16 protein-coding genes are annotated in these 17,910 nt (G+C 57.7%); 12 read left to right on the top strand and 4 right to left on the bottom strand.

The genetic code is table 11. The annotated features are described in order from the left end of the window. From BSG08_RS18695 to BSG08_RS18680, 4 genes are all read left to right on the top strand, one after another. On the top strand, positions 1–883 hold an 883-nt coding region (locus BSG08_RS18695), incomplete at its 5' end, for a type IV toxin-antitoxin system AbiEi family antitoxin domain-containing protein (protein ID WP_093039360.1). Beyond that, positions 876–1,799: a nucleotidyl transferase AbiEii/AbiGii toxin family protein gene (locus tag BSG08_RS18690; protein WP_093039359.1), complete on the top strand. Its 924-nt coding sequence runs from the start codon at positions 876–878 to the stop codon at positions 1,797–1,799. The genes BSG08_RS18695 and BSG08_RS18690, both read left to right, overlap by 8 nt. A 3-nt stretch (positions 1,800–1,802) precedes the next feature. Then, complete coding sequence (locus tag BSG08_RS18685) at positions 1,803–4,997, top strand: Eco57I restriction-modification methylase domain-containing protein (RefSeq protein WP_093039358.1); 3,195 nt, start codon at positions 1,803–1,805, stop codon at positions 4,995–4,997. Positions 4,998–5,013: 16 nt separating this feature from the next. After that, positions 5,014–5,838: a DUF3800 domain-containing protein gene (locus BSG08_RS18680; RefSeq protein WP_093039357.1), complete on the top strand. Its 825-nt coding sequence runs from the start codon at positions 5,014–5,016 to the stop codon at positions 5,836–5,838. Positions 5,839–6,148: 310 nt separating this feature from the next. Here the strand turns inward: BSG08_RS18680 and BSG08_RS18675 are convergent, their stop codons facing one another. Then, entirely contained in the window at positions 6,149–7,033 is an 885-nt protein-coding gene (locus BSG08_RS18675; protein ID WP_093039356.1) for an ArdC family protein, read from the bottom strand. Between the two features lie 490 nt (positions 7,034–7,523). Between BSG08_RS18675 and BSG08_RS18670 the strand changes: the two genes are divergently transcribed. Next, a complete protein-coding gene (locus BSG08_RS18670) occupies positions 7,524–7,862 on the top strand; it encodes a hypothetical protein (RefSeq protein ID WP_093039355.1) in 339 nt (112 codons plus the stop codon). On the opposite strand, the gene mobQ is transcribed toward BSG08_RS18670, so the two are convergent. Further along, on the bottom strand, positions 7,852–9,135 hold the full coding sequence (gene mobQ, locus BSG08_RS18665; RefSeq protein WP_093039354.1) for a MobQ family relaxase: 1,284 nt from the start codon (positions 9,133–9,135) through the stop codon (positions 7,852–7,854). The two genes, BSG08_RS18670 and mobQ, sit on opposite strands and share 11 nt — an antisense overlap. A gap of 781 nt (positions 9,136–9,916) precedes the next feature. On the opposite strand from mobQ, the gene BSG08_RS18660 reads away from it, so the two are divergent. The 5 genes from BSG08_RS18660 to BSG08_RS18640 all read left to right on the top strand — a co-directional run bounded on the left by BSG08_RS18660 (position 9,917) and on the right by BSG08_RS18640 (position 14,484). Next, on the top strand, positions 9,917–10,204 hold the full coding sequence (locus tag BSG08_RS18660; RefSeq protein ID WP_093039361.1) for a mobilization protein: 288 nt from the start codon (positions 9,917–9,919) through the stop codon (positions 10,202–10,204). Positions 10,205–10,215: 11 nt separating this feature from the next. Beyond that, positions 10,216–11,877: a type IV secretory system conjugative DNA transfer family protein gene (locus BSG08_RS18655; protein ID WP_245770754.1), complete on the top strand. Its 1,662-nt coding sequence runs from the start codon at positions 10,216–10,218 to the stop codon at positions 11,875–11,877. An 18-nt stretch (positions 11,878–11,895) separates the two neighbouring features. Further along, on the top strand, positions 11,896–12,444 hold the full coding sequence (locus BSG08_RS18650; RefSeq protein ID WP_093039352.1) for a hypothetical protein: 549 nt from the start codon (positions 11,896–11,898) through the stop codon (positions 12,442–12,444). A 225-nt stretch (positions 12,445–12,669) separates the two neighbouring features. Next, positions 12,670–13,704, top strand: coding sequence for a replication initiator protein A (locus BSG08_RS18645; protein WP_093039351.1), 1,035 nt, complete (start codon positions 12,670–12,672; stop codon positions 13,702–13,704). Positions 13,705–13,815: 111 nt separating this feature from the next. Beyond that, positions 13,816–14,484 carry a ParA family protein gene (locus BSG08_RS18640; RefSeq protein ID WP_093039350.1) on the top strand — a complete coding sequence of 223 codons (669 nt, stop codon included), beginning with the start codon at positions 13,816–13,818 and terminating at the stop codon, positions 14,482–14,484. A gap of 269 nt (positions 14,485–14,753) precedes the next feature. Here BSG08_RS18640 and BSG08_RS18630 read toward each other — a convergent pair whose 3' ends face one another. After that, positions 14,754–15,872: an XRE family transcriptional regulator gene (locus BSG08_RS18630; RefSeq protein WP_175544833.1), complete on the bottom strand. Its 1,119-nt coding sequence runs from the start codon at positions 15,870–15,872 to the stop codon at positions 14,754–14,756. Next, complete coding sequence (locus tag BSG08_RS19365) at positions 15,829–16,518, bottom strand: hypothetical protein (protein ID WP_139274604.1); 690 nt, start codon at positions 16,516–16,518, stop codon at positions 15,829–15,831. Before BSG08_RS19365 ends, BSG08_RS18630 begins: the two co-directional genes overlap by 44 nt. A gap of 248 nt (positions 16,519–16,766) precedes the next feature. Here BSG08_RS19365 and BSG08_RS18620 point away from each other — a divergent pair, with 248 nt between their 5' ends. Together BSG08_RS18620 and BSG08_RS18615 are read left to right on the top strand one after the other, a co-directional pair. Further along, entirely contained in the window at positions 16,767–17,396 is a 630-nt protein-coding gene (locus BSG08_RS18620; protein WP_093039346.1) for a tyrosine-type recombinase/integrase, read from the top strand. A 5-nt stretch (positions 17,397–17,401) separates the two neighbouring features. Further along, positions 17,402–17,653 carry a WGR domain-containing protein gene (locus BSG08_RS18615; protein WP_093039345.1) on the top strand — a complete coding sequence of 84 codons (252 nt, stop codon included), beginning with the start codon at positions 17,402–17,404 and terminating at the stop codon, positions 17,651–17,653. The last annotated feature ends 257 nt before the right edge of the window (positions 17,654–17,910 follow it).

Genomic DNA, 17,910 nt, shown 5'->3' with positions numbered 1-17,910 from the left:
GATGAATTTTACCGAAGGTCTCGAAAAGGCTATAAATGACAAGGACTTACCAGTCATAACCTTCTACGACTTCTTCGTTCTGGGCTACCACCTGTTTCACAAAAAGGCGCTGAACGGCGAGCCGTTGAAGCGCCTCCCGCACGACTGGGATCAGACACGCGCCAAAAATGCGCTACGGCGCCTTGAGGCACGGAAAGCGCTTGTCATGGACTCTGACTTCCGCTCGGGCGTGTGGCGTGTGACGCAATCAACGAGAGCTGGGTCGGCGGAAGAGGTCGCCTGCATCGCTGATCCTTTCGCCTACGTCTCGCATCTATCTGCCATGCAGCGCTATGGGCTTACTGACCGCAGCCCACAGGCGCTACACCTGACAACCCCCAAAAGACCCCTGTGGAATGCGCTCCGGGATAAACGTCTTCATGTAGACCTGCCTGATCTCGACCAAATTGAAGCGCCCGTTCTGAATAGGCCTGGCTTCAAGGATACGATCCGTCGCCGCCCGATCGTGGTGCATGTATCAAGCCACCCCTGGACACCGGTCCCCGTGAGTGGTGAGGAAACGCGGATCACTTCAATTGGCCAAACCTTTGCTGACATGCTTGCCGAACCACAGCTTTGTGGGGGCATGCGCCATGTTCTCGATGTCTGGGAAAATGAGGCGGATCAGTGGGTGCCCGAAATTATTGCCGCAATTGATCTCCTCGACAGTAAGATCGCAAAAGTTCGCGCAGGCTATATTCTGTCTGAAGTCATGGACATAGATGATCCGGCGCTGCACAACTGGGAGCAGTTTGCTCAACGGGGCGGATCGCGCAAACTCGACCCTGACGCCGAGTACGCCCCTGAATTCTCAGAACGCTGGATGATTTCAATAAATGTCTGACACTGACCCGCACGCGCAAGATACAAAATTCGACATCGTCGATGTTGATGTTCGTGCATGGGTCGAAACCGCGCGTGCAAACCCAACGCTCTATCGAGATCGCCAGATAACGGAAATTGTCTTGGGGGCAATTGGCCTAGCCCCTTCATTATCGAAGACACTCGTTTTGAAGGGCGGGGCGGTCATGGCCCTGGCTTTCAAAAGCAATCGGGTCACCGGGGATGTTGATTTCACCTCGATGGCAGAGCCCGCCGACCTGACGGAAAAGATCATCACCGAACTGAATGAGGTTCTGCCTCGCACCGCGATCAAGCTCGGCTACCCTGATCTTCTTTGTCGGGTTCAATCGGTGAAGAAGATGCCGCGCGCAGAGAACTTCGAAGATCACGAATTCCCCGCGCTCCGGGTCCGCATTGGCTCTGCCAAGCGTGGCACAGGTGAAGAGGCCCGGCTGGCGGACGGCAAGGCAAGCCGGGTTCTTGATGTCGAGATCAGCTTCCGTGATCAGGTCTATGCCTTCCAGGAGCTGAACCTGCACGGGGCCGGTGTGGCGGTACGCGCGTTCACTATCCATGAGCTCATTGCCGAAAAATTCCGTGCTCTGCTTCAGCAAACCATACGGAAGCGCAACCGGCGACAGGACGTCTACGACATCGCATTTCTGATTGGCGAGCATGATTTCAGCGGCGCTGACAAAACAGCCATCTTGACCACATTGATCGAGAAATGCCGCAGCCGTGGGATCGAGGCCAAGCCAGAGTCCATGGATGACCCGGAAATCAAGCAACGCGCCCAGGCCGATTGGGAAACGCTCGCCCTCGAAATTGGTGACCTTCCGCCCTTTGAAGAGCGCTTTGCTCTCATGCGCGATCTCTATGTTTCGCTGCCATGGGGCAGTATCAAGAAAGCCCTTTAATTCATGAATTTGTTCAACCGTAAGACCCTGAAGCGCCACATCAAAGCCGATCCGATCCCGTCCGACCATTTGGCTGCGCTGGAAGCCTGGGCCGAGCTGATCAGCTCGGGGCGGATTGAACGCCTGAAGGAAACCGCCCTGCATGGGCAGTTCGCTTCCAAGATCGTTGAAGGTGTTCTCGGCTACCACGGCCCGGCTGGCGGAGCAGATTACAACGTCTCAACCGAACAAAATATTCTGCGCGGCAGCGTCGATCTGGCGCTTGGCCGCTTTGGCGGCAAGACGCCTGACATCGTGGCACCATTCGAGCTGAAGGGCGCAGATACCCGCGACCTCGATGCAATCATGCCGGGCCGAAACAAAAGCCCCGTTCAACAGGCGTGGGAATACGCCATGAACGCGCGCGGCGTGAAATGGGTGCTGGTCTCGAACATGATCGAGCTGCGCTTCTACGGTTTCGGGGAAGGCACCTCGGCCTATGAGGAATTCCGCCTCGACCAACTGACAGACCCCTCAGAATACGCGCGCTTCATGCTGCTTCTGTCGGCGGAAAATCTGCTGTCTGGCCGCACGGCTGATCTGCTGAAAGAAAGCCGCCGCGAAGACAAGGACATCACCGACAGCCTGTATCAGGACTACAAGGACCTGCGCCTCAAGCTCCTGAGCGCTGTCCAAAAAGCCGATGCCGCGATCGCGCCCCTCGATGCGATTGCCCTCGCGCAGAAGATCCTCGATCGGGTGCTATTCATCGCCTTCGCCGAAGATACCGGTCTGCTGCCAGACAACACGCTGGAAAACGCCTTCGTCGCGCGCGACCCTTACAACCCTCGCCCCGTCTGGGACAATTTCAAGGGTCTGTTCCGCGCCATCGACGAGGGTAACAACGAGCTGAAAATCCCGCGCTACAACGGGGGTCTGTTCCGCGAAGATGCGGTGATCAACGGGCTGAACATCCCCGATGACATCTGCGAAGGGTTCAAAACCCTGGGCGAGTATGACTTCGCCTCCGAAGTCTCGGTCACGGTCCTCGGCCATATCTTCGAACAGTCCATCGCGGACGTGGAACGTCTGCAAGCGATCGCCCGCGGTGAAGAGGAAGAGCCCGAGAAAACCACTGGCACAAGCGGGCGGCGCAAGCGTGACGGGGTGGTCTACACCCCTGACTACATTGCGCGCTTCATTGTGGCCGAAACCCTGGGCACACATCTGCGGGAAATCTTCGACGACACCTTGCGCGCTCATGCCAAGAAGGGCGCGGATGTCACCGTCTATGAAAACATCCCCTGGCGGAAAAAGTCGGCCGAGCTGGAAGCCTGGCAAGCCTATCGCGATCGCCTGAAATCCCTGCGCATCGTCGATCCCGCCTGTGGCTCTGGCGTGTTCCTGATCATGGCCTTCGACTTCATGAAGGCCGAACTGACCCGCGTGAACGACAAGATCAAAGACCTGCTGCCCAAGGCCGAGCATTTTGGCGATCTGCTCGACTATGTCCCGGACAGCGAAATTCTGACCGATAATCTCTTCGGCGTGGATGTGAACGAGGAAAGCATCGAGATCACCAAGCTGTCACTCTGGATCAAGACCGCCCGGCGCGGCAAGGTTCTCGACAGCCTGTCGGGCAGCATCCGCGTCGGTGACAGCCTGATCGAGGACAGCAACTTCGCCTATCTCGATCACGCCTTCACATGGGAAACAGCCTTCCCCGGCGTCTTTGCCGAAGGCGGCTTTGACGTGGTCCTGGGCAACCCGCCTTATGTGCGGATGGAATTCCTGAAGCTGCTGAAACCCTATCTGGAAAAGCGGTATGAGGTGGTTTCCGACAGGGCTGATCTCTACTGCTATTTCTACGAACGCGGCCTGCGCTTGCTGAAACCGGGCGGGCGCTTGGGCTACATTTCCTCGAACACCTTTTTCAAGACCGGATCGGGCAAGCCCCTGCGAGAATACCTGCTGAAAGAGGCAACCATCGAGAGCGTAGTCGATTTTGGCGACCTACAAGTCTTCGAGGGCGTAAATACGACGCCCGCCATCCTGACCATGAAACGCGGGTTAGCCCCTAAGGGCCACGAATTACGGTTCTGGCAACTGGATGCCCTGCCAGAGGCAAACTTTCAGGCCACTTGGGAAGCTGCCGCCGGGCCGTATCCACAAGCTGCCCTTGGGGCCGGATCATGGGAGCTGGAAAACACCGCACTGCGCACCCTGCGGGACAAGATCAGGACCGACAAGAAAACCCTGAAAGACGTTTACGGATCACCGCTCTACGGTATCAAGACCGGCCTGAACGCGGCCTTCGTGATCGACAGCGCCACCAAAGAGCGTCTCTGCGCCCAGGACCCCCGAAGCGTCGAGCTGCTGAGGCCCCTTCTCAAGGGGGGTGATCTAGCACGTTGGCATATCCAGCCTGAAGGTTGGTGGATAATCTACATTCCAAAGGGCATGATTGATATTGGCGACTATCCAGCCATCCGAGATTGGCTGCTTCCCTTCCGCGAAGCGTTAGAAGCTCGCGCCACAAAACAAGCATGGTTTGAGCTTCAACAAGATCAGCTAGGCTATGTTGCGGGGTTCGAAGAAGAAGGAATATGTTTTCCAGATATGTCTCAAGGGCCAAAGTTTTCGATGGCTCCTGCTGGTTATCTGTATGAAACGACTACCTTCAAGATCAATGCCGACTTCACGCTTCTTGCCCTTCTGAATAGTAGGCTTTTCTGGTTTTGTCTAAGAGGGGAAGCCAATGCCCTACGGGGTGGAGAATGGCGTCTTCGCCTAAAGCGGCAATATATCGAACCTCTGCCTATTCCTCAGTCCGATGACAATTCGCGGGCAGAATTAGCTCAGGGGGCGAAGAAAATCAGTGGTCTAGCGAAGGAACGCCTAGCCCTGCAAACCTCACTGACCCGCCGGATTCCCGATCTCTGCCCGCCTGATCGCGAACCCAAGCTGACCAACAAGCTCAAGGAATGGTGGACCCTGCCCGATTTTGCCGCCTTCCGCGCCGAGGTGAAGAAAGTGTTCAAGGCCGACATCCCGCTGGCCGATCGCTCCGACTGGGAGGACTGGATCAACCGCGACCGCGCCGAGATCGCCCGCCTGACCGCCGAAATCGCCCAGGCTGAAGCCCAGATCGACAGCATTGTCTATGACCTGTTCGACCTGACCGAAGACGAAATCGCGCTGTTAGAAAGCGCGGTTTGACGTGACAGATCAGAAAATGAAACCCGCCATCCTAAATTTGTATCTGGACGATTCCGGCACACGTCACCCAAGCCGGAAGCCTGGTAAGAAGCCTGCGCATGGCTATGACTGGTTTGCCCTTGGCGGTGTCCTGGTCCGTGAAGAGGACGAAGAGGGAGCTCGCCGTCTGCACGCAGCCTTTGTCGAAAAATGGGGTGTCACCGCCCCTTTGCACTCATCTGAAATCCGGTCCCAAAATGAAGGTTTCTTTTGGCTGCGAGATAAGACAGACGAGGAGCAAGCCGCGTTCTATGAAGACCTCTACGGTCTCATGCGCGATGCGCCGGTGATCGGTATTGCCTGTGTCATTGACCGTCCAGGCTATAACGCCCGGTATGCGGCTCAATACCTCGAAAACCGCTGGATGCTGTGCAAGACGGCTTTCTCTGTCGTTGTCGAGCGCGCTGCAAAGTTTGCAATCGGCCAAGGCCAGCGGCTTCGTGTGATGCCGGAGAAGTGCAACAAGACGGAAGACGCGGCTTTGAAGGCGTATTACGCCGAGTTACGAACTGATGGCCTGCCCTTCGATACCAAGAATTCCGGAAAGTATGCACCGCTCACCACGGAACAGCTCAAGACCACGCTTTATGATCTACGGTTCAAGGCCAAATCATCGCCCATGGCCCAGCTTGCAGACCTCTACCTTTGGCCCGTTTGTATGGGTGGCTACAACGCTGGAAACAGGCCATATCGCCGCCTTCGGGATGATGGGAAACTGATCGAATGCATTCTGGACGATGCTGATCACGCGACTCTGGCAACAAAATACAGCTGCTTTGAAGGCGTTGATCGGAAAGCATAAACCCCGCCACAAGGGGCGGGGTATGGCGACCGCACAGGCGATCTCGTAGGCTAAGCCTGTTACGGCATGTAACGTGTTTCAGTTAAGAAACCAATAATTTTTCGCATAACGTAACTTTTCTTGATCACGTGCTGTTCCTGGTCCTCGCCCCTCAAGGGCGTCCGCGCGAAGCGCCGGGCCTGTCGGCGGGTGGCCTTCAGGCTGCCTGCCGACAGGTCACCCTAAAACCGCCCTGCCCAGGATCACGCCACACCGAAAAAAGGCCCCCGCCTGCTGACGGGGGCCTCGATCATTTCAGAGGTGCGGGCTGCTACTCGGCGGCCATCCGGTCGGTCTGCACGGTGCGGGCCATGATGTAGTCAACGGCTTTCTGCGCCTCGGACGCGGCACGGAAGATCGCGCGGCTGTCTTCCTTCATCGCTTCCAGCCATCCTTCGACATAGGCCGCGCTTTGATCGAATTCAGGCTCCACCCCGATCTGCGCGCAAAGCATGCAATTTCCGATCTCCGCGACCAGTTCCTCAAACGCGTAGGCCTTGCGGTCGTTGAACCGGCCCAAGCGGTCCAGTCGCTTTGTCGCACCTGTCCAGTGGGTCAGTTCATGCGCCAAGGTGCCGTAATATCCTACGGCCCGGTGAAACGTGCCAATCGGCGGCATGTGGATGCGGTCGGTCTTGATGTTGTAGTAGGCGCGCGGCTCCTCGGTCACGTCGATCTGTGCGCCAGTCGCTTCAAAGAATGCCTCCAGCGCGGGATTGGCGACGGTGCCAAGATCACGGGGCGGATCGGGCAGGATGTAAAACTCAGCAGGCAAACCTTCGATCTGGTCGGCGTTGAACACGCGGTAGGCCTTGGCATAGGGGATCTGGCGCTCCTCGCCGTTTTCGTCCTCGCGCTCGACGGTGCCGTATTTCACCACGGTTGCGGATTTCTCGCCCTTGCGGACATGGCCCCCAAGCTGCTTGGCCTGATTGAACGTCATCCAGCGGGCTGAGCTGTAATCCCTGGCCATCGCTGTCGCCCAAAGCATCAGGATGTTGATGCCCCGATAGGCCTCGCCGTTGAACCGTTCCGGCAAGCTGACAGACACTCCTCCGCCAGTCCACGGCTTACGCCAGGGCGGCGTTCCCGCCTCGATCTGCGCGATGATCTGGTTGGTGACATGGGAATAAACGTCAAACTTCTCTGCGGTCATTTGTGACCCTCCTTCGAGTGACGCGGGCCGGGTCTCTTCCCCTTTCCGCCGATGGGCGGGCCTTCCTTCTCTGCTGTCTGGAATGCCCATGCATTCCGGACGGCAGAGCAGGTAAGGGCAAAGCCCGTCCTGCGGCCCGGCGGGGCCGTGACAACCGGGTGGAGGGCGTGAATTTGGGAGGGAACCGCGCGCCTCGCGCGTGGGAGGAACCGGAATTCTCGACCGGAACCGACGCCAAAGGCGGCGCTTGCCGGTTTTCTCGGACCTGCCGGGATGGCAGGCGGATCAAGAGGTATTGGAAACTGTCAGGGTTGGGGTGAGCGGGCGTCAGCCCGTCGATCCCCTGCCTTGTCTATCGCTCAAAGCGAGACCGGCACACTGCCGGGATCACTGAAATCTATCGAGCCATTCCCTGCCCGATAATATACGATTGATGCCTTGGTTAGATTCGGGCAGAAGAATATCATCATTGTTTCTGTTGATATGCGCTATGAACCAGACGGCTGAAATCGAACTAAACGTGACCACCGAACAAGGCCTTCGGGCGCTTGCCGAGGAGGGCCACACGGTCGAAGTGCTGTGCAAAGCCGATCCTGAGCGCAAGGGTCCAAGCTGGTATGGTCTATGGATCATGCGGACGGTGGGAAACGACGGACAAGAGAAAATTCTTGTCACCGCCAGGACGCGCCTGACGCAGAATGCAATCAAGGTACGCGAGTTCAAGACTGCGACCGGTGTGATTTCATTCCTTGTTGGCGTCGGGTTCTCTCAGGTGAGCATTCCCATGAAGAATGGGGAAACGACCTCTCACCGCCTCCTCAGTGACTGAGGCCCGGATCGCGGTCGATGTCCCGATCCTTCTCGACCTCCTTCTCCTGGTCACGCTCGTTCTCGATCTCCAGCTTTTCGCGCGGCTTGTTCAGCACGTCCTTCAGACGCTCGTTGACGGACGGCTTGCGCGCCTCGCGCCCGGCGTCTTCGCCCAGATCATACTCGCTGTGGCCGTCCAGCTTGTGAACCGCCGATTGGCCATCCCGCCCGGCGTCTTTCTCCATGATCTCTTTGAGCCGCTCCCGCGCATAATTGCGGCCTTCCGGTTTCGGCGTGTCGTCTTGGTCTTTTGACCGGCCCACAACGCGCGCCAGTCGCTCTCGGAAATCCTCCGGGTCCCGCTCGCCACTCCGATCCTTCGCGGTTGCGGCCCTGAGTGCCGCCAAACCGGCAGAGACACGGCCCTGCCCTGCCTCGCGTTCGGCACCGTAAGTCTCCCGCGCGATGTCCAGGCGCTCGCGCATTTCGCGGAATGCGGCACGAGCCTGACGGGCGGCATGGACCACGGCCCCTCGCTCGGTAACGGGCACATACTCCCGGCCCTGACGCTCGGCTACTGCCTTCGCGCGTCGTTCCATGGAATTGGCCGCTGGCCCCAGCTTCAGCTCGGGGTCGCGGTCCAGCTCCTCCGCCGTCAGCTCGTCACCCCGTTCCAGCGCCGCCTCGCGCTGCGCTTCGAGCGACCGGTGATCGACGCGCTCCACCTCCCCTGCCCGCTCCAGCGCGCGGTTCTGCAACTCGGCCCAGAGGCCACGCATCTGCTCGATCTCAACGCCGCCGGTCTTGGCGGAATCGAGCACGCGGGTTTTGGCGGTGAAGCCCCCCGCTTCCAGCTTGCGGGTAGAGGTCAGGACGTGGGCGTGATGGTTGCGCTGATCGCCCTCGCGGTGGGGGGCATGGATCGCCACATCGACGGCCACGCCGTACCGGCTGACCAGCTCCTGGGCGAAGTCGCGGGTGATCTGCGAGCGGTCTTCGGCGCTGATCTCGGAGGGCAGGGCCAGCTCCCACTCGCGGGCGGTGACGGAGTTGCGGCGGGTCTCGCTGGCCTCGACCTCATTCCAGAGGCGGGACCGATCCGTGGCCCAGTCCGGGGCGTCCTTCGGGGTCAGGATGAAGGTCTCCTCGATGCCCTGCTTGCGGGTGTAGTCGTGGACGCGGCCTTCGCGCTGGCACTCGATGCGCTCCCCAACACGGTAGGCTGCTGCCGCCGTGGCAGAGCGCCCGGCGCTGCGTTTGATCGTCTTCACAGAGAGGTGGTAGCTCGCCATCAGCCCTCCTCTCTCAAAGCCGATAGTTGCCGCCGTGGCAGAGTGCCCAGCTCTTGGCTCGTGACAAGAGCTGAGGTGTTGGTGCAGAGTGGGGATGAAGCCCAACCTCTTCCGGTTCCCTTCGGAAAGGGCTTCGTCCTCCCTGTTGGGCGTAAGACGGTGGTTTTGGAGATCAATGATCCAAGACCGCCGCAGCTTTGCGCAACCGTCTTTTCCCCGGAGGCCCGCGCCCCAAATCGCAGTGCGCGTTCGCACCGCTGGGGCTGGAGTGGAAAAGACAGCACGCCCGAAGTGAGCCTCTGGCTCTCTGAGGCGCGGGCTTGCCATTGATCTGCCCCCAGATCCCCAGCCTCATGGGGGGCGGGATATGGGGACAGATCAATGGCGGTTTGCCAGGGGCAAACCCGGTTCGTGTCGGCACCGTCAGGTCCGACGGCACGGACCTCCCGTAAGGGAGACGCCTGCGGCAGACCGGCCCCCACCGTGGGGCATCGGGCGAAACGCTGGCGCGACATTGCGGGACGCGATCCAACTTCTGAAGTTGGCCCTGGAGAGTTTGAGAGGCCGGGTGGGCCTTTCATTCCGGCGCGCATTGCGTCGGACGGAGTTCGCCATCGGCTGAGGCCACGCCTCAAGGAGATCGCACGCAAATCTCGAAGCCGTAGGTGGAGAGTTTGCATAAGTGCGCCCTTGTCCTTTACAGGCCTACGGGTAAGCGCTATCGGTTGATCTGGCAAGAAGAACTTCAACCACAAGAATGTTTGGTGGCGAGGGTAGAGATTTGGCAGAAACAGAACTTGAGCGCGCCGAGAAACGATATGCCCAGGCCAAGGCCCGTCTTCAGGCGCTGAAGAACCGGGAAGCCACCAGACAGCGCAAACTCGACACCCGGCGCAAGGTGATCCTGGGCGGTGCGCTCATGGACCTGGCGGAACGGGATACCGGGGCTGCCGCGATGCTCAACCGGCTGATCCGCAACCTGCCCCGCGAACAGGACCGCAAGGCCTTCGCGGACTGGGGGACGCCCTCCCCTGCACCGTCCAGTTCTGATCCGGAAAAGCCGTCCTGATGCGGGGCGTGATGCTCGTCTTCGGAGGGCTGTTCCGGTTCTTCGGTCGATTGATCTTCACGCCCATCCTGTTGGGCTGGATGATCGGCGCTGTCCTGTTCGGCGCGATGATTGGGGCACTTGTCGCCACGCCGTTCGTCTTCGCCTTCTTTGACCAGCCGCCCGGAGAAAGCGCATGGCAGTGGCTGGTCTTCGGGCCGTTCATTTTTGTTGGTGGCGTCTTCGGATTCCAGTATTGGCGCATGGCCTCTGGCGCGGACGCCTTCTTCGGGCTGACCGGCGACAGCCACGGCTCCGCCCGCTTCGCCAACCGCAAGGAGCTGAAGAAGCTCCAGCGGGAAGACGGTCTTCTGATCGGGCGCAACCCGCACACCGGACGGCTGCTGCGCTATGACGGCCCGGCCCATCTGATCACCCTCGCCCCGACAAGGGCCGGGAAAGGCGTCGGCACCGTCATCCCGAACCTGCTGGCGGCGGAACGCTCGGTCCTGGTCATCGACCCCAAGGGTGAGAATGCCCGGATCGCCGGGGAAGCCCGGCGGCGGTTCGGAACGGTCCACGTCCTCGATCCGTTTGAGGTCTCCGGGATGCCCTCTGCCGCCTACAATCCGCTCGACCGGCTGACACCGGACAGCCTTGATCTGGGCGAGGATGCGGCCTCCCTGACAGAGGCGCTGGTCATGGACCCGCCGGGACAGGTTTCGGAAGCGCATTGGAACGAGGAGGCCAAGGCCATCCTCGGCGGCCTGATCATGTTCTGCGTCTGCCACGAGGACCGCAACCGCCGGACGCTTGCCACCGTCCGGGAATATCTCACCCTGCCCCCGGAAAAGCTGCGCGCGCTGCTGGAGCTGATGCAGGACAGCGATGCGGCAGGCGGGTTGATCGCCCGCGCCGCCAACCGCTTCCTCGGCAAGGCGGATCGCGAAGCCGCCTCCGTCCTGTCGAACGCACAGCGCCACACACACTTTCTGGACAGCCCGCGCATTGCCAAAGTCCTGTCGCGGTCGGACTTCCACTTCTCGGACCTGCGCCAAAGGATCACATCGGTGTTTCTCGTGCTGCCCCCAAACCGGATGGACGCCTACAGCCGCTGGCTGCGCCTTCTGGTGTCTCAGGCCCTTCAGGACATCGCACGGGACGCTGAGGCGTCCGTAAGGCCCCTGAGCAGCCCTGCAGGCGCACAGGGGGGCACACAGCGCCTCCAGACGCCCACGCTGTTCCTGCTGGATGAGTTTGCGGCCCTGGGCCGCTTGGAGGCTGTGGAGCGCGCGATGGGGCTGATGGCGGGATATGGCCTCCAGCTCTGGCCGATTCTGCAGGACATGAGCCAGCTCAAGGACCTCTACGGCGAACGTGCGGGCACCTTCATTGCCAATGCTGGGGTGCAGCAGGTCTTCGGGGTGAATGATTTCGAGACGGCCAAATGGCTGAGCCAGACGATCGGCCAAGAAACTGCCGGATTCCAGACCGACAGCTTCAAGCCCGGTGATGCCCCCAGCTTTAGCAACAACCTCACGGGCCGCGATCTGCTGACCCCCGATGAAATCATGCAGCTCCGCCCGGAAAACCAGCTTCTGCGCGTGCAGGGGCAAGCCACCGCCGTCGCGCAAAAGCTGCGCTACTACGCCGATCCCGAGTTCAAGGGGCTGTTCGTCCCGCAGGACCAGTAACCCGAAGGACGCCTCCCGATGCCAGACCAACCCGACCTCCCTGCCCTCTCCGACGATGATCTGCGCGAAACGCTCGATCTCATGGCAACGGCTGTCGCCAGCATGTCCGATAGGATCGACGATCTGACCGCCGTGGCGGACAAGCAGATCAAGGTCGCGACGGAAGCGCGGATCGCAGCTTTCGCCGCACGGGACCAAACCAATCCGAAAAAGTACGGGGATCTTCTGGGTCAGACCCTCGACAGCCACTTGGGCGCAACCGCAGACGCGATGACCGAGATTGTCCGACGCCTTGGCGTCCAGACGGACAAGACCATCGGGGCCTTGGCCAAATCGGAAGATGACAGGTCCACAGCTTATCGAGCGGTGTTCGAACGGGAACAGAAAGCGGATCGTCTCAAAAGCCGTCTACCCTGGTTTGGTCTGGGTGCATTGGTTGTGGCCCTGGTGCTGACGGTGACGCTTCCTCGTTTCTTAGCCAGCAACGCTTCCACATGTGCTGTCCTTGGGGCGTCCTGGACCACGACAACCACGGGTGTCGGTGCGTGCGTGTTCTACCAGCGGTAATGAGTGAAGCACTGTCGGTGATCGTCTCAGCCTATCAGGCTGGGTGTTATATATGTGTTAGAATCTGTGTTACAGGTGAGCAGATTACACGTAGTCTTTTGAATTTTATTAACTTTTCCTATCAGTTGGTAACTGATAACACGAATCTTGGTAACTGAAATCCTGCTTTCGGTAACTGATAACACGAATCTTGACTGTGGTAACTAAAACCACGAATGTGGAACCATGGTAACTGATAACACGAACGCTCTCGCCCCGCTCCTTCCGGATCGCCACCCGCAGCATGATCTCTTCATCTGCGATGTCGCTGACGCTGTTTTGAAGGACGTGATGCAACATATGGAGCATCCGTTCTACTCGCTTTCGAAGAAGCCGGAAACAACGGTCAAGCGATACGAGAATGGCAATAAGTGGCTGCAGATCACGCCTAGTGTGAAGGGTCTCGCAACGATCTACGACAAAGATATTTTGATCTACTGCATCAGTCAGATCATGGCGAAACTGAAGGAAGGCCTTCCGGTTTCGCCCCGTGTTCGGATCAATTCCAGAGAGCTGCTTATCTTCACAAATCGCGGTACCAGTGGCCGGGAGTATCAGTCCCTTCTCGATGCCCTGGACCGTCTTGAAGGAACCCGTATCAGGACGAACATTGTGACCGGTGACGAAGAACAGGTCGATGGATTCGGCCTGATCGACGCTTCCTCAATCCGCCGAAAGCATGGTCTCGATGGTCGCCTGCTCTGGTGTGAGGTGAAGCTGTCGGATTGGGTCTTCAACGCGATCCGCAACGAAGAAGTTCTGACTCTGCATAGGGACTACTTTCGTCTGCGTAAGCCCATTGAACGGCGGGTGTACGAAATTGCTCGTAAACACTGTGGCCAACAGAAATACTGGCGCATCACACTGGCTAAACTGCTTCTCAAGACTGGTTCTCAAAGCCCTCAGAAGCGCTTCCGGCAGATGATCCGGCAGCTTGTAGAGCATGACCACTTGCCGGACTACCACGTCACCTTCGAGGATGAAGCCGACATGGTGGTTTTCACCAATCGTGGCACGATGTCACCTACCTCGCTCGTAGAGGGCAGCATTCCACCTTTGCAGGCTGATACCTACGAAGAAGCGCGGCATGCTGCTCCTGGATGGGATGTACGTTTTCTTGAACAGGAGTGGCGCAGCTGGTGCGTAGAGCCTCCTCGCAACGCTGATCGAGCCTTTGTGGGGTTTTGCCGGAAGTGGTTCGAAAAGCGTGGTAGACCTTAAGATTGAAAACCGGTACCAGAAATAAAACCGGTTTTGGATTTAAATCAGGTATTGGAATTTTTACCGGTAAAGGATATAAAACCGGTAACATAAAACTGGCAGGATCGAGCAATGCCCGTCATCGTCATGGCAAGCCCCAAAGGAGGGGTAGGTAAATCCACATGCGCCGTACTTCTGGCGTCTGAGTTTGCTCGCATGAAAGCGGATGTCACAGTGTTGGACTGCGACCCGAACAAATCTCTAACCAGATGGGCTTCGCATGGATTGCCAGCTGGTGTGACCCTCAAGAGCGAGATCGGCCGTTCAGAGATCGTTCCCACTATTCGGAGTGCTGATGGCGATGGTAAGATCGTCATTGTGGACCTGGAAGGCGTCGCATCACAGTTGGTCAGCCGTGCGATTTCACAAGCCGACTTGGTTATTGTTCCGATGCAGCCGACCGCCCTCGACGCAGAGATCGGTTCCGAGGCGCTGGCATTGGTGCGAGAGGAAGAAGAGGCGCTCGGACGTTCGATCCGACACGCCGTGGTTTTGACAAAAACCAGCGCCGCAGTCAAAAGCCGCGTCCAAAAGGAGTTGGAAGAACAGCTCAGAGGAGCAGGGATCGACGTGATTGAGCCATCCTTGGTAGCACGCGCGGCATTCTCGGAACTGTTTGCCTATGGCGGCGATTTGACCGCGATGATGAATGACCCTGAGATGATGACAGGCGGTAAAGTGGATAAGGCGTTGATCAACGCCCAAGCATTCGCGGAGGCTGTTTATGAGCGGCTCAAATAGACTCGCAGGGCTCAAGGCGCGCCCGAAGGATACGACTGTTGAAGAGGTCAGGCGTGTGGATGAGGTTGGAGAGGCGAGGGGGTTCCTAGACAGGACACCTCGCAAAAAACCAGGGCGCAAACCGAGCCCTAGGACGTACCAATTGCATCCGAAAGTTTTCCCTGAAGTAGGAGAGGCCATTGCCACTGAGGCCGAACGCCTTGGCGTCACGCAGGGGCAACTAGTAGAAAAAATGTGGGATCTCTACAAGAGCTCCCACATTGACTGATTCAAACAACGCGAAGAGTCGCTCTCCGCTCGTTAGGTGAAGCAATATCATGGCTGGAAATTGCCACTGTTGCTAGACCATGCATAAGCCCCACTACCTCCGCGTGGGGTATATGCGTTTCCTCGGCAACCAATCTCAGGCTGATGCCCTTATTGAGCAAAGTCTTGAGGACGATATCCAAGACATATGATTGTTCATGTGGAATTGGCGACGGCTCTACTTCGTGGTATCTGCGTCGTCTCATCTCAATAACCATAGACTTATAGTTCCAGTCCCTCAGATATCCGATCTTGTTTAGACGGTACGCGAGAGCAGCTGCAGAAACTCCCCATCTAGATTTAAGTCGGATAATTGCGTCAATCGTCATCTCCCTTGGGAGGTGCCTCTGGATACTGCCTATTGTCATAAGAAAATTCGAGGCAAAAACATTTGCTTCTTTCTCAGCAACTTGACCAACGGGAGCGCCATGGCGATGGAGGATCAAGTGGCCAAGTTCATGTGCCAAGTTAAACCTGATCCGTTCAGCTGATCTTGTCGTGTCTACCAGCATGAATGGGATATCATCATACCAAAAAGAACATGCATCAATTTCTCGACAGTTTTCTGGAAGTGCAAAAAGTCGGACCCCCTTTGCTTCCAACAGGTGAACAAGATTCGAGATAGGCGCTGTGCCTAGGCCCCAATCACGACGGAGTAGGTCAGCAGCGAAATCAGGTTCCTCTGAGGAGAGGTCCGGAACGTTAACGCTGTTGCGCCCAAATCGAGGATCAAGCCAAGCCGAAAGGTCAACTGCAAGGTCGCACATCGAAAGGGCAGCATCGCGTTGACTTGCCGTTTTGCGGCTCAGTGAACGGAAACTGACCGCCCCGGTTGATACACTTGCAGGATCGGGCAACTCTAAAAAAGAGCGCGAAAACCCAAGAATTTGAACTAACGAAGGGATTCTATCCTCTGGTATAACAGCACCAGCTTCCCACCCACCTATTGTTCGTGGAGTAACTCCCAGTCTTTCGGCGAGTTCTGGTCTGCTATATCCTTTCCGTTGCCTTGCAATGGCCAGCCTTTTCCCATTCATCTCAAAACCTAATTTCAACATCAGGAGTGATGACCGGTCCCTCATCGTTCGCCGACTCGTCATCGGCCATGGCATCAGGAAGCGGGACGTGCAGAATAACGCGCTCACTCCATTGTGTAATCATCCCATCATTCGCTTCGAGCGGCCTGGATAGCTCTGCCCTCAAGATTTGCTGGCCACGATCCACAACATGATAATGAAGAAGCAACCAGACCTTTGCATCGGGCAATGCAACGTGACGCGTCTTGACCTCATCATCTCCAAAGAGATCAGTGGCGACGATTTCACTTACCTCTAGGAAAAGATCGCCTTTAGAGCGCTTAGTCTTTGGTTGATCGCCGACTAGCTGCCCAGTTTGATGGTCGCCGCTACAAACAATTATGACGGTTCCTTCAGCTGGGTCCCTGACCAGAGCAATATTGTTGCTGTCGCTCAGTTCCCAACCTGCTTCATACAGACCTTTCCGCACATATCGCGTCGTATAGCGATAGAGATCGTACCCGCCAGCAGTCGCTGGGTCGAATATCTCAGCGGTCAGCTTTTCAGCTACACCACGTTGCAGCGCATCTACGAGCAACTCCTCTGCGATGGTCAATTCTTTGAGCTTTGCGTTGCGTGATGCTGGTGTACTGTAGATGATGCAGTCGGGCTTCGAGGATGCCTTACCGCCTATTTTGATAGGTTCAGCCATAAGGCCCTCCATTTCCGATTTCGTACATACCAGTATGTTGAAAATCGGAAATGAAGTCAAGTGGCCATTGAATTTCCGCAGAAACATGTCAGGCTACAGTCATGCAAGCTTTAAGAAAAAAGCTTGCATGAGTGCCCAAGCCAAAAACCCAACAAAACATGGGGAAAGTGCAGCATATCGCAACATGCCACTTTCGTTATGCAAGGTTTATGAGTAGTATATCCATATAACCTCGCAAGGATTTGCCAGTGAAAGCTGCTGTCGAGACCACCTGGAACAAAGGCCGCGTCGTGGGCAAAAAACCTCCGCTGACGCCCGACCAGGTATCCCTGATCCGGATGCTCCTGCATCAGGAGAAAGCCTTGCGTGATCTGGCACTGTTCAACACCGCCCTCGATACCAGCTTCCGGGGATCGGATCTGGTGCGATTGCGGGTGGCGGATGTGGCCACGCCTGCCGGGGTGCGCGAGATCGTGGAAATCCGGCAGAAGAAGACCAAGGCCCGCAATGCACGCCCGGTCCAGGCGCGGCTGTCCTCGGGCACGCGCGACAGTCTGCGCACCTATCTGGCAGCTTCAGAAAAGCCGTTGCACGGCTGGCTATTCACCGGGCAGGGGGCGCGGTGGTCCCAGTCCCATCTCAGTGAAAGTCAGCTCTGGCGGCTGTTCCGGGTCTGGCTGGAGAAGGCTCGCCTCGATCCCAGCCTCTACGGCCTGCATTCGCTGCGCCGGACCTTCCCGACCCATATCTACCAACAGACCGGTAACCTGCGCGCGGCCCAGCTGCTGCTCGGCCATGCCAGTATTGAAAGCACCAAGGAATACATTGGTACCGAACAGGCCGAAGCCCTCGAAATTGCGCGCAAGTATCACCTGTGACGGCCATGCAGACCTATCTTGAGAAACGCCAGCCTGCGCAGAAAATGGCCCGGTTCTACCGGATGTCCGTCATGCCGAACTTGTTTGGCGAATGGACGCTCTACCGCGAATGGGGCCGCATAGGGCAGGGCGGTCAGGTTCGGATGGATTGGTTCGCGGATGAAAATCAGGCCGTCGCGGCGCTGATTACACTGGAAGCCTCCAAGCGTCAGCGCGGCTACTGGGTGGAGCCTCAGCAGCTCGCGATGTTTGGATAACTTTATTGGCCCAGTTTACATCTGAGCAGGGTGTCTATATGTCCTAAGGACATATAGACACCCTGCTCGAACCTAATCATGCTTTTGTTTGTTTTGAGAACATCTCTTGACATAACGCCACCCTTACCCCTATGTCCTAAGGACATAGGGGTAAGGGTGGCAGATGAATTTTACCGAAGGTCTCGAAAAGGCTATAAATGACAAGGACTTACCAGTCATAACCTTCTACGACTTCTTCGTTCTGGGCTACCACCTGT

The organism is Roseovarius azorensis, assembly GCF_900109455.1.
GTDB lineage: Bacteria > Pseudomonadota > Alphaproteobacteria > Rhodobacterales > Rhodobacteraceae > Roseovarius > Roseovarius azorensis.
Note: the sequence above shows the minus strand (reverse complement) of the source record. Positions and strands in the feature narration are given on the sequence as shown.

Bases quoted from the DNA above. Each gene is read 5' to 3' on its own strand.
- BSG08_RS18685 (WP_093039358.1), top strand. From the start codon at position 1,803: ATGAATTTGTTCAACCGTAAGACCCTGAAGCGCCACATCAAAGCCGAT.
- BSG08_RS19365 (WP_139274604.1), bottom strand. From the start codon at position 16,518: ATGGCTGAACCTATCAAAATAGGCGGTAAGGCATCCTCGAAGCCCGAC.
- BSG08_RS18650 (WP_093039352.1), top strand. From the start codon at position 11,896: ATGCCAGACCAACCCGACCTCCCTGCCCTCTCCGACGATGATCTGCGC.
- BSG08_RS18670 (WP_093039355.1), top strand. From the start codon at position 7,524: ATGAACCAGACGGCTGAAATCGAACTAAACGTGACCACCGAACAAGGC.
- mobQ (WP_093039354.1), bottom strand. From the start codon at position 9,135: ATGGCGAGCTACCACCTCTCTGTGAAGACGATCAAACGCAGCGCCGGG.
- BSG08_RS18675 (WP_093039356.1), bottom strand. From the start codon at position 7,033: ATGACCGCAGAGAAGTTTGACGTTTATTCCCATGTCACCAACCAGATC.
- BSG08_RS18655 (WP_245770754.1), top strand. From the start codon at position 10,216: ATGCTCGTCTTCGGAGGGCTGTTCCGGTTCTTCGGTCGATTGATCTTC.
- BSG08_RS18645 (WP_093039351.1), top strand. From the start codon at position 12,670: ATGGTAACTGATAACACGAACGCTCTCGCCCCGCTCCTTCCGGATCGC.
- BSG08_RS18630 (WP_175544833.1), bottom strand. From the start codon at position 15,872: ATGAGGGACCGGTCATCACTCCTGATGTTGAAATTAGGTTTTGAGATG.
- BSG08_RS18615 (WP_093039345.1), top strand. From the start codon at position 17,402: ATGCAGACCTATCTTGAGAAACGCCAGCCTGCGCAGAAAATGGCCCGG.
- BSG08_RS18690 (WP_093039359.1), top strand. From the start codon at position 876: ATGTCTGACACTGACCCGCACGCGCAAGATACAAAATTCGACATCGTC.
- BSG08_RS18680 (WP_093039357.1), top strand. From the start codon at position 5,014: ATGAAACCCGCCATCCTAAATTTGTATCTGGACGATTCCGGCACACGT.
- BSG08_RS18640 (WP_093039350.1), top strand. From the start codon at position 13,816: ATGCCCGTCATCGTCATGGCAAGCCCCAAAGGAGGGGTAGGTAAATCC.